Source organism: Spartinivicinus ruber (assembly GCF_011009015.1).
In the GTDB taxonomy this organism is placed as follows: domain Bacteria; phylum Pseudomonadota; class Gammaproteobacteria; order Pseudomonadales; family Zooshikellaceae; genus Spartinivicinus; species Spartinivicinus ruber.
On sequence record NZ_CP048878.1, the window covers coordinates 4,314,158 to 4,325,545 of the forward strand.

Annotated in this window: 8 protein-coding genes; 5 read left to right on the forward strand and 3 right to left on the reverse strand. The window is 40.3% G+C overall.

The features are described from left to right. The 3 genes from G4Y78_RS19410 to G4Y78_RS19420 all read left to right on the forward strand — a co-directional run bounded on the left by G4Y78_RS19410 (position 1) and on the right by G4Y78_RS19420 (position 4,542). A complete protein-coding gene (locus G4Y78_RS19410; protein ID WP_163834591.1) occupies positions 1–1,722 on the forward strand; it encodes an asparagine synthetase B family protein in 1,722 nt (573 codons plus the stop codon). A 277-nt stretch (positions 1,723–1,999) separates the two neighbouring features. Continuing rightward, positions 2,000–2,614 carry a tetratricopeptide repeat protein gene (locus tag G4Y78_RS19415; protein ID WP_163834592.1) on the forward strand — a complete coding sequence of 205 codons (615 nt, stop codon included), beginning with the start codon at positions 2,000–2,002 and terminating at the stop codon, positions 2,612–2,614. Positions 2,615–2,709: 95 nt separating this feature from the next. Further along, positions 2,710–4,542 carry an asparagine synthetase B family protein gene (locus tag G4Y78_RS19420; RefSeq protein WP_163834593.1) on the forward strand — a complete coding sequence of 611 codons (1,833 nt, stop codon included), beginning with the start codon at positions 2,710–2,712 and terminating at the stop codon, positions 4,540–4,542. Between the two features lie 15 nt (positions 4,543–4,557). Here the strand turns inward: G4Y78_RS19420 and G4Y78_RS19425 are convergent, their stop codons facing one another. After that, positions 4,558–5,553 carry a polysaccharide deacetylase family protein gene (locus G4Y78_RS19425; protein ID WP_163834594.1) on the reverse strand — a complete coding sequence of 332 codons (996 nt, stop codon included), beginning with the start codon at positions 5,551–5,553 and terminating at the stop codon, positions 4,558–4,560. A gap of 4 nt (positions 5,554–5,557) precedes the next feature. After that, on the reverse strand, positions 5,558–6,907 hold the full coding sequence (locus G4Y78_RS19430) for a putative O-glycosylation ligase, exosortase A system-associated (protein WP_163834595.1): 1,350 nt from the start codon (positions 6,905–6,907) through the stop codon (positions 5,558–5,560). A 467-nt stretch (positions 6,908–7,374) separates the two neighbouring features. Between G4Y78_RS19430 and G4Y78_RS19435 the strand changes: the two genes are divergently transcribed. Beyond that, positions 7,375–9,084 carry a GNAT family N-acetyltransferase gene (locus G4Y78_RS19435; protein WP_163834596.1) on the forward strand — a complete coding sequence of 570 codons (1,710 nt, stop codon included), beginning with the start codon at positions 7,375–7,377 and terminating at the stop codon, positions 9,082–9,084. A gap of 5 nt (positions 9,085–9,089) precedes the next feature. Next, entirely contained in the window at positions 9,090–10,172 is a 1,083-nt protein-coding gene (locus tag G4Y78_RS19440; protein ID WP_163834597.1) for a polysaccharide deacetylase family protein, read from the forward strand. 4 nt (positions 10,173–10,176) lie between these two features. On the opposite strand, the gene G4Y78_RS19445 is transcribed toward G4Y78_RS19440, so the two are convergent. Next, positions 10,177–11,349, reverse strand: coding sequence for a glycosyltransferase family 4 protein (locus G4Y78_RS19445; protein WP_163834598.1), 1,173 nt, complete (start codon positions 11,347–11,349; stop codon positions 10,177–10,179). Positions 11,350–11,388 lie beyond the last annotated feature (39 nt).

An 11,388-nucleotide genomic window follows, 5' to 3' on the forward strand; every position in this document is an offset into this window, starting at 1 on the left:
ATGGGCGCCTTTGCCTTGATAAAGGAGTCGGCCTTTAGCTTTATTGAGCCTGTTAGCCAATCGTTGCAACAACAAGGTTTTCAACGACCAATACAACTGACCCGGCCTGGATTTCAACTCTTTATCTGCCCTAAGCAGGTTAACCCTATAAGCAATTACTATGAAAATAGCCACGGGGATTTTTGTGTAAGTGTTGGTACCCTTATGTATCAGGGTTTACACGGCGAACCTGCCTTAAGAAGCTTGCTTGATGACTTTAACCAACGTCCAATCCCCCATAACCGATTTTACGGCACATATTGCATACTTATCTATAAAGCAGGTCGTTTATTTTGTTTCACTGATAGCCTTGGCTTATACAAGGTATACCACAATGAAGAGCAAACCATCTTATCGTCATCTTTCTTGGCTTTAATTACTGCCACCAGCAAGCCTGTAATCAACAAGCAATGTGTCTACGAGTATATTTTTCAAGGGGCAACTTACGGCACAGATACAGTCATTAACCAAATCGCAACCTTAGAGCCCCACTGGCTTTATAAGTTAATCCCAAACAACAAAACCTATTACCGTGCTTGTCACCCTCAGTTTAAAGCCGCCTACGGACCATTGGAGATTTTAGTTGAAGATAATGTAGCCAGCCTAAGAGAGCAGTTCGCCGCTATCAATCATTGCTTTGGCAATAAAATTGATACAGCGTTATCTGGAGGATACGACTCTCGCCTAATGTTAGCCATGCTAAGAGAACAAGGAACCACCCCCCGCCTACATGTTTATGGCAAAAGTACAGACCCTGATGTGCTAGTGGCTAAAACTATTTGCGAAAGCGAGCATATTCCTTTACAGCAAGTCGACAAGCAACAACAGCTTCCACTCTCGCCCGATGCGCTAGCTCAACAAGTGAATCAAACCTTTTACCGGTTCGATGGTTACCCTATTGATGGGGTATGGGATAATGGTCAAGACTTAGCGACCCGTCAGCAGCGCAGTGAAGGTGGCCGATTACCTTTAAATGGTGGTGGTGGTGAGATTTACCGAAACTTCTTTTATTTACCTGATAAGTCTTATACCGTTCAACAGTTTTTATGGAGCTTCTACAGCCAGTTTGATCCAGCCATGTGCACCCAGGCATTTCAACAACAGTTTTATCATCGAAATCTAGCTGATAAGGTCAAAACCACTCTCAATCAGGCTAGAAATCGTTTAAACCGCACCTCAATTGAATACTTATACCCGGCTTTCCGTTGCCGGTTTTGGGCTGGCCGCAATAATAGCCTGAATAATCGTTTCGGCTTAGCCCTTACCCCTTTTATGGAAATGAACAGTGTAACAACCGCAGTGAATGTGCCAATCAAATGGAAAAACCACGGTATATTAGAAGCACGGATGATTCTTAATGTTGACCCCATTCTAGCTGGTTATCAGTCGGATTATGGTCACCATTTTGCTGCAGTTCCCCCCTTAAAACACAAACTTAAAGATTGGCTGACATATATCCGCCCTCCCAAACTAAGACAGATGACGTATCGGATTAAACATCGACGCCAGACATTACAGCGTCCTTACTATTTAACGGCAGATTATTTACGCCAGCTGATTAATATTGAGTTTCCCTATCTTTCTCAATATGTTCATGTTGATAAAATTAAAGACAACGAGCAGTTTAACCGAGTTTGTACATTAGAGTTATTATTTCAGCGCTATAATGTAAGTAGCAACTAATCTTCATATTAATATATGTCGACTTATTGTATGTGCTTGCTCCCCCTTTTGCTTTGAATACAATTTATTGGCAGCTATTTTTCCATTTTTATTAAAAGCATACTTTGCGACATAAAAATTTTATAGCCAAACAGTCTTATATTTTTCTCATTCTTTATTTATCTTTAGCAGCTGCTCGACTTCTTATATACTAGTTACTAAGTTGGCCATCCTATAGTTAATCCATGGAGGATTTTTTGCATAATGTTATGTGCATGTTTATTTTGAGGGATTATTTATGCAAACTAAATGGTTATTTACATTACTCTTAGTAAGCGTCATATCAAATAGCTGGGCTGGTGAGTTTGAGTGCGGTAGTTTAAAGAATCAATACGGCCCTTTTGACTACACTAACCCACGTCACTTTAAAGAAAAACTATCCATAGTCGAGCAGTTTCATTTTAATCGAGATGTCGAAACATTAAACAAAGGCATGACTGGTGCTGTCATCGGTGACCTCTCTTATACCCTAAAGGCTTTTCCTAACCACCATCGCGCGTTATTTTCAGTTGTCAAATATTACACTCAACCTAATGTTGAGCTTGATAGGAAATATTTGTCAGCTGAGTGCTTTTTCGATCGAGCCTTACGGTTTAAACCAGATGATGCTGTAGTTCACATGTTGTATGGTATTTACTTACATAAAAAGCAAAAATATGATGAAGCGCTAAAAAAATACCAAAATGCCCTACGCCTCTCTCCTAATTTTGCTGAGCTTCATTATAATCTGGGCTTGCTTTACATTGACATGAAGAAACTACAAGAAGCAAAAAACCATGCACAAAAAGCTTACCAACAAGGCTACCCCTTGGCAGGACTTAAGCAAAAATTGAATGCTGCCGGTGTTTGGTAAGCACCTCAACCCCAAGTGCTGGCTAACTTGGGTATCAAATGGGTTTGTTTGCTTTATAAATTGATACTTTTATTGCTTGTTTTAAAGGATGTCCCATGATTCCATTTGGTGGTTGGCTAACCCCTGATCCACTTAATGAAGGTAGTGCTGTAGAAACCTTGAAAACCCTACTACCTCGCCCCGAGCACCACCCCCTGGAGACCTTTGTTAACGCTAAACTAGCCCTCATTAAAACGGCTGATAACACCAGTCACTTAGCCCAACAAGAGGGTATTACTGTGTTAATCAGTGGTTATCCTCAGTGGGTAGAAGCACCCTACAGCCATATCAGCAGCAAGCAAAATCCAGCAATTGCCGCGATAGCTGCTTATCAAGCACTTGGTACCAACTGCTTAACCAGTTTACATGGCCAGTTCAGCCTGTTTTTATATGACCATCAGCAGGATGCTTTTATGTTGGCCACTGACCGAATGGCTACCCAGCCGGTTTATTATCAATTACATAATAACCAGCTCTTTTTTGGCAGCTTTGCTTCCATTGTCAAAAACCATCCAGACAGCAGCACGTCACTATGTGACCAGGCAATATATAACTATCTTTACTTTCATATGATTCCCAGCCCGGGCACAGTCTACGACAACATATATAAACTAGAACCAGCGCAATATATTTGTTATCAATCAGGACAACTCAGTACAGACTATTATTGGTCTCCACTTTTTGCATCAAGAAGTCAGCTGACGGATAACGAACAGGCTGAGTTAATTCTTAGCACCCTAAAAAATGCTGTTTCTCGTGCCAGTCAGCAGGGTAATGTAGGTAGCTTTTTAAGTGGTGGCTTGGATAGCTCAACCGTATCAGGATTACTGAGTCAACTCAGCGATAAACCAGCAAAAACCTTTTCCATTGGTTTTCCCGTAGAAAAATATAATGAAATTGAATATGCCCGGCTAGCTGCCAAGCACTTTAATACAGAGCAACACGAATACTTTATCCAGCCAGAAGATATTCTTAGTCATTATCAACAAGTGATAACAGGGTTTGATGAGCCATTTGGTAACTCTTCTGCATTACCTGCCTATTTTTGTGCGAAATTAGCTAAGCAGCATGGAGTAAACCTAATGCTGGCAGGTGATGGTGGCGACGAATTGTTTGCCGGTAATACTCGCTATCAAAAGCAAATCATTTTTGAACTGTATCAACATATCCCAGGTTTACTTCGCCAGCGAGCACTCGAACCAGTCGTTCGCCACCCCTGGTTTAATAAATTACCCCTCGGCGGTAAGGCACACAGTTATATTGATCAAGCCAATATCCCACTACCAGACCGTTTAGAGACTTATAATTTTCTTCATCGCCACCAACCAGCTGAAATTTTTAATTCAGCTTTTTTGCAAAATGTTGATACTCAGCTGCCTTTACGAGAAATCCAAGCTACCTATCATCAGCCAAAACAAGCTGACTACATCAATCGTATGCTGTTTTTAGACTGGAAACGAACCCTAGCAGACAATGACTTGCCCAAAGTCAATCGCATGTGTTATCTGGCTGGCGTAGATGTGCGTTATCCTATGTTAGACGACGAGATGGTAGATTTATCTTGCACCATTCCTTCCAACCTTAAAGTTAATCTCACTCAGTTACGGGGTATTTATAAGCAAGCGATTAAAGGCTTCTTACCAGATGAGATTATTAATAAGTCCAAACATGGTTTTGGTCTACCTTTTGGCGTTTGGACCAAAGACCATCAGCCATTACAACAAATGGCTTATGAGGCCATCGACTATCTGTCTGACCAGCCCTACTTTAACCCGGACTTTTTAGCTAATGCCAAAGCTATGCACCAGCAAGGCCACAGTGCTTACTATGGTGAGTTAATTTGGTTATTGATGACCTTAGGCAGCTGGCTAAAAACTCATATGGGCTAAGGAATGTGTACATTCCTAAGCAGCCAGTTCTGGATGAGTTTTGCGATATTGCAACACTAACCTAGCCATAAACTTATCAGGTTGCCTATCCCATGGCATAAAACGAGGTAACTGGTAAATATCACTGTTGGCAGTGGCGACTCCCCAAGCCGTGGTTACTGCTGCCTTAAACCCAAGCCGACGCATCATTTTCACATGCTCAATACCGTAATCCTGCTTGGGCTTACCATTAGGATAAGCAAACAAATTGACTGGTGCGCCAATAATAGCCTCTAATTGTCGCTTACTATCTGCAATTTCTTGCTCTGCCTGATCTTTATTAATTTGCTGGAGAATCGGGTGATGGCAAGTATGTGCTCCTACCTCCATTCCCGCTTGATGCAATTGCTTGACTTGGCTAGAAGTCATCATCAGATCTTTGGGCGGCACTACGTTAGATCGTTTAACAATTTCTGCCACCAGCTGTTGACGCTGCTCAAAGGGGCGATGTTTCAGTTGCTTTACTAAGTAGCGAGCAGCCTGACGCCTGTCACCCATGGTATTTAAAGATAACCTTTGTAGCCTTAAGTCAGTCAATGATATATCCGTTTGCTCGGTACGATAAATAGCCTCAGAAACTTGGTCATTCCACATGCAGCCACCATCAAGAAAACCACTGGCGACAAAGAAAGTGGCTGGGATTTGTAATTCCTGCAAAATAGGTAGCGCTACTGTAGCATTATCAGCGTAACCATCATCAAAGGTGACAGCAATAGCTCTAGGTGGCAGGCTATTATGCTGAAGCAACTCAATCGCTTCACTGAGGGGCAGCACATTGAAATGTTCGTTAATTAAATTCATTTGCCAACGAAATGTGCTGGCATCAAGCATGCCCGTCCCTCGCTCCGAAGGTTCCGCTAACACACGATGATAAATCAAAATCGCCAGCCGCTTCTGGTTGGCAAATTGGCTTAGTCCCTGTGCAACCCATTGAAGGGAACGGCGTACGACTGGTGACGATTTCAACTTCATGTAACTACTTTTCCCAAGGCCATTTTTGTGTTGATATTGGTGGTTCCGTTGACAGCTTTGCTATTGATGTCTGACTCACTTCAACTGGCCTCGCTAATTCCTGCCTAACCCAAAGTTGAGTTACAACTAACAGGCAAACCAAATGATAGGGCAAATCAAAATAGCCTAAACCTAAAAATGCTCCACCCGTTGCATAAGCCACAAGACTTACTTGAATCATTTTAGCCAACTGATTCGCCCATAGCATGTTTGTTTGATCAGTAGTGTGACGAATGATCCAACTTCCCGTTCGCCAGGCTAACAAAAACACCAGCAAGAACAAAAATAACCCGGGAAATCCTTGTTCGCCTAACACTTCAAAATAAATACTATGGGCATCAAATACTCTCTTAGGGTCTGAATAGAGGGCAAAATTTTCTGGCGTCCAACAATGAAAACCACCCCCGGTGATTCGCGCTTTAGCAATATTATAAGCCATCAGCCATGCGCTTAGCCGGCCCTTGCCTGACTCATCTATTTCTGGCCCCGTTTCTGACTGAGTAATATATTTCCCTACCACAGGAATTGACCCCATTCGGTCAACCCAGTGCCCAGGCAAAAAGGGCACTAGAACCAATAGACCAATAATTCCAACGAGGGCTATTGGCAGCTTATATTTACTTTTTGTCCATAAGAAACCAAACATACATAAAGAGGCTAAAAAAGCACCTCTGGAAAAAGTGCTGATGACTGACAATGCACAAAGAAATATTGCCGCTAACGTCAGTCGTTTTACCCATTTTTGGCTGCTTGTTGAAAAAAGATAAACAAATAAGGGAATAACCATTAACAAGGCAATACCTAATTCATTATTACCAGTAATCACTGATCCTGGTGGTCCCCATACCCGATATTGCATACCAGTAACCAAAGAAAAAAAGCCTCCTTTTATCCCAAAAAAACCAATAGATAATGCAATAACCCACACCAAGGTATGAATTCTCTCTTTGCTTTGAATCAAAATCATCGAAAGGCAAACCAACAGCTGAATTTTGAGGACATCAATATAGCTTTGCCAGGCATTCTCAGGATATACAGCAAGTACCGTGCTCACTCCTATCCAAACAATAAAAACAATTAATACGACTGTCACAGGTGTAACTGGCAACTTCTTATTTTCTTTAGAAAATAAGAAGGCAAGGATGGTCACAATCGCTACAATAAACGCAAATGGAAAGTTGTAAGCGAATCCCCAGCCTAATCGGTGTGGATTCATATAGCCAATCCATGCGGAAAAATAAATACCCACATGGGGATTCATGAGAATATAGGGAATTGCAGCAAATATGATGACTGAAACCAGTAGGTCACGCATAGGGTAATATCTTTAGCTTTCATGGCAAACAAGCTGACATTACGCTTGTTTACTCCTAATAGCCTTTAAAATGGCTTGCTAACTATTCATAGTTTAGAAAGCCATGTTAAATTCATCCATTAACAATACTTTGCAAGTTAGCGACAACTAATAAGTAAAATGCTTTTTGTTACACAACTATCATTTTATACCTGAAACCTATTTAAAAAAACATGACTCTTTTAAACAAGCTATTCTTCATATTTCTTAATAAAGTCAATGTATGCAATTACTTATTTTAAGAGAATTTTAGCTAAAACTTAATGAGGCTGAACACTATAGTTTTAATTAAGAGCACAGTATACTGTAACTCGTCATTTTGGTTTGTCGCATTTAGTCAGTAGAATCAATACATGTAACCGATGAAGCACATCACCAAATTAAAAGATTAGTGTACTTAAAAATAAAATCAGGCACTGAATAAAACTATGGATACCTCTCTCGTTACGGGACTCGCTGCAGAGCAACTGCTGACAAACGAGCAGTTTATTCATCAGTGGCAACAGTTATATAATCAGTCACCAGTTGCCTTTCCGTATCAAACCCCTACTTATGTTAATAGCTGGTGGCACTCTTATCACCATAATTATGACCTGGCTTTTTCACTGGGATATAACAACAATCAACTCGTTGCTTGTCTTCCCCTTTGTATTAGGGGCAACCAGATTACTGCAGTGGGTAATCATCAAACCACCTATCAAGCCTGGTTAACAGTTCCAGAGAAACAGTTTGATTTCTTCTCTGCGTTAGTAACAGATATACAGCAGGTATTTCCCGATGGCCAGTTAACATTAAAATACCTACCTACAGTGTTACTTACACAGACATTAGAAAAAGATACAGGCCTCAACGAGCATTTAACAGTTAACAATTACCAAGGTAGGCTCTTTAATTTAGATAAAATTAATATTAGTCAATTGCAATCAACTAATGGTAATAAAAAGCCAATTAATCAACTAGAGAAAATAGATGAATTAAACTTTACTCGAATCAAAACAGCTGAAGCGCAAATTGACTTACTAAAACAACTGATTCCTGTTTATGATTTTCAGCAGGGGATCAAAAATAACAAGCTTCCTTTCTCTGAAGACCCTGCCAAACTCAAGTTCTATACAACGCTTTGTCTAGAGATGACTAACCAACTCCATATTACAGGAATTTGGTTAGATAAAAAATTAGTATCTGTACACTTAGGTTTTATCAACAAAAGTACTGTCCACTTAGGACTTTTCTGCTGCGCCCCCCAATATCATGTTTACTCACCAGAGAAAATTCACCTGTTCAAGCTAGTTGAGCTATTAAAAGAAGAAGGTTATGACTATCTGGATGTCACGTTATGTGAAAACCCACTAATTGAGCAACATAGCAATGAGCAAGAGAGCCTAATTGAGCTTATTTATTTTAGCAATATAAAACACAAGCAACGATACGAAAAAATGCAGCAAACCTCTGCTACTATTAGACGTTCTGGTGGACACATGGGATTTACGCCTGAGCGTTATCATAGTCTTCTTTCTCTCCCCCATAAATTCACATCAAGCAAAGCACTAAAAACTGTAATTGAGCAATATTACTGCGACATTGAGCTAAAAATTTACCGACTTAAAAGCCAGCCCAATATTAGTGATGATCCAAACAGCCACTTTACTTTTAATACATTTAACTTAACAGACCTAACTGAGTTTTACTCCGATCTTACTAGTCAAGACCGTCAACAATTTCTAACTGAGTGTCGCAAGCGACTAGCTAATGGGGATATTCCCTATAGTTACACTGATAACCATAAGCTACTAGCTAATGGTTGGTTAATTCCTAATACTAGGCAAGCTTATTTTAGTGAGGTTAAACAAGGTATCCACCTACCTGAAAATAGCGCCGTTTTATATGATATTTGCACTATCCCAACCGCAAATAGTCAAGCACTACATCAGGCCTGTATACAACAACAGATTCATGACGCTTTTACTCTGTACGGAGCAAAACAAGTTTTTACTGTGGTAAGGGCAGATAACACTACCTCTCGACATGTAATTGAAAAAAATAATTTCGAATATGTTGGCTCATTGCACTACCAGCATCATTTCAATAATGAAACTAAATCCCAACAACTGCCAGACTATTTAACATTGGCTAGCTGACGAAGATGAATAAGTTACATTATTTACATACATTGAAGCGTTTAGGAGCATTTCAGCTCACTAAGCCATTTGCCAAAAATAAATTATTAATTTTATGTTACCATGCATTTGAGCTAAGAGATGAATGCCTGTTTCGTCCTGCGCTTTTCCAAAAACAAACCACTTTTCGTAAACGACTGGAGCTACTATTATCAGCCGGTTATCGCGTTTTACCCCTTGATGATGCCATTAACCTGTTACAAAACAATCAACTCAAAGGGTTAAATGCCGTTATTACCATTGACGACGGCTTTCAAAGTGTTTACCAACTTGCTTACCCGGTGTTAAAAACCTTTAATTTACCAGCTACAGTTTATGTCACCAGCTATTTTCAAACAAAACAAACGCCAGTGTTTGAGCTGGCTGTGCAATATATGTTTTGGCGAAGTAAACGCTCATCTTTTAATTTAACTAACATCAAAACGCTACTTTCCGATAATACCATTAACCTTAGCACTCACCCTCGAGAGTTAATGCATCAACTTATTAAACTCGGTAATCAATCAGAACATAATGAATTTAGAGAAACATTAGCTGAAGCTATTGGGTTTATGTTAGATGAAAATTACCAAAGCATTCGAGATGAAAAGTTATTTACATTAATGACCGATAACCAACTTACGAATACCTTAAATGGATTAATTGACTTACAGTTACACACTCATCGCCACCGCCTCCCTCTTTCTAAAGAGGGAACTATTAGAGAAATTAATGATAACAGGGAATCACTAACCAAACTTAACGCAGGTCATTTAAACCACTTTTGCTACCCCAGTGGAGAATGGGACAGACAACACTGGAGCTGGTTACAACAAGCCGGTATTGCCAGTGCTACTACTTGTAAACCCGGTTTTGTTAATGGACGTAGTCAATTATTGGCACTTGACCGAATATTAGATGGAGAGAATTTAGCAGCAATACAGTTTGAGGCTGAATTATATGGAGTTGGAGAGTTAGCAAGGAAAATAAAAAAATTAGCTAACCATAGTATTGGCCATGTGAAATGGAATCGCCGGGCACTAGGTCATGAAGTGGCCAGTAATAGGTAATTATCTAGTACCCATTAACCACTTGCTCAAAAATAGCCTGTTGTGCAGCACTGACTTGGGACCAGCTAAATTGTTCCGCATATGCTCGCACTGATGCTCTTATTACAGGGGAGTGCTGCTGTGCTTGAACAGCTCCAACAATAGCAGCAACTGAACGCTCTTTTAATAAAGTACCAGCTACAGGACTCTTAACTAATTCACTCACTCCCCCCACATTATTAGCAATTACCGGGTTACCGCAAGCCATAGACTCTAATAATACATTAGGGCACCCTTCTCGTCGTGAAATCAGTGTTAATACATCAGCCGCATTATAGTAATCTACCAGCTGCTTTTGCTGTAAATTCCCCAAAAACGTTATCCGTTCAGATACTCCTAACCTATTGGCAAGCTTCTGATATTTTACTTTTTCAGGCCCTTCGCCAATCAATATCAGCTGCACGTCAGGCAGTTTTGTTAATGCTTCTATTACTAGATGATGTCCCTTTAACTCAATCATATTCCCCACAGAAATCAATGTAAATTGATTTAGCCCTAACTGCTGGCGAATCTGCTGGCGGTTTTCCAGTTGCTGAAATAACTGCAAATCTACCCCATTCAACAGCACATCAATCGGGGTATCAATGGCTAGTGATAACATTTGTTGTTTTAACGCGTCACACACAGCAATTAAGTAGCTCGCTTGTTTCGCCGCCTGCTGTATTAGCTTCCGCGGCTTTTCATATTGTGGAATATAACTAATATCCTGACCACGGGCAGAAATAACGACAGGTTTATTAAAGTACTTTCCTAACCAAGCAGCCACTACTCCATCCGGGTAAAAATAATGGGCATCAATAACATCAAACTGTAGCCCACTCGCCATCAACTGCTTTATAAAGCGTTTCATTGACGTAAACATTAAGTTAGGCTGAATATTCATGCCTATTTTAGGAATATTGACATAGCGTGGGTGATAAACCTTAACGCCGTAACGGATTTCTTCGTCAGGAATTTTGTTATAAATAGCGTATTGACCAAAACAAGAATGAGAAAGTGGAAACCAAGGCACCGGTGCCACTACGGTTACTTGATTACCTGTATTCATCACATACTGCCGAGTGCGGTTTTCGACAAAAACCCCATGACGATGTTGTAGTTCATTCGGGTAAAGGGCCGTAAATACCAGTATGTTCATAAAACCGGGTGCTGCAAAATCATAAGTATAGGGAAACAA

Coding starts and splice junctions, on each gene's coding strand:
- G4Y78_RS19435 (WP_163834596.1), top strand. CDS start 7,375: ATGGATACCTCTCTCGTTACGGGACTCGCTGCAGAGCAACTGCTGACA.
- G4Y78_RS19410 (WP_163834591.1), top strand. CDS start 1: ATGGGCGCCTTTGCCTTGATAAAGGAGTCGGCCTTTAGCTTTATTGAG.
- G4Y78_RS19430 (WP_163834595.1), bottom strand. CDS start 6,907: ATGCGTGACCTACTGGTTTCAGTCATCATATTTGCTGCAATTCCCTAT.
- G4Y78_RS19440 (WP_163834597.1), top strand. CDS start 9,090: ATGAATAAGTTACATTATTTACATACATTGAAGCGTTTAGGAGCATTT.
- G4Y78_RS19425 (WP_163834594.1), bottom strand. CDS start 5,553: ATGAAGTTGAAATCGTCACCAGTCGTACGCCGTTCCCTTCAATGGGTT.
- G4Y78_RS19420 (WP_163834593.1), top strand. CDS start 2,710: ATGATTCCATTTGGTGGTTGGCTAACCCCTGATCCACTTAATGAAGGT.
- G4Y78_RS19415 (WP_163834592.1), top strand. CDS start 2,000: ATGCAAACTAAATGGTTATTTACATTACTCTTAGTAAGCGTCATATCA.
- G4Y78_RS19445 (WP_163834598.1), bottom strand. CDS start 11,349: ATGAACATACTGGTATTTACGGCCCTTTACCCGAATGAACTACAACAT.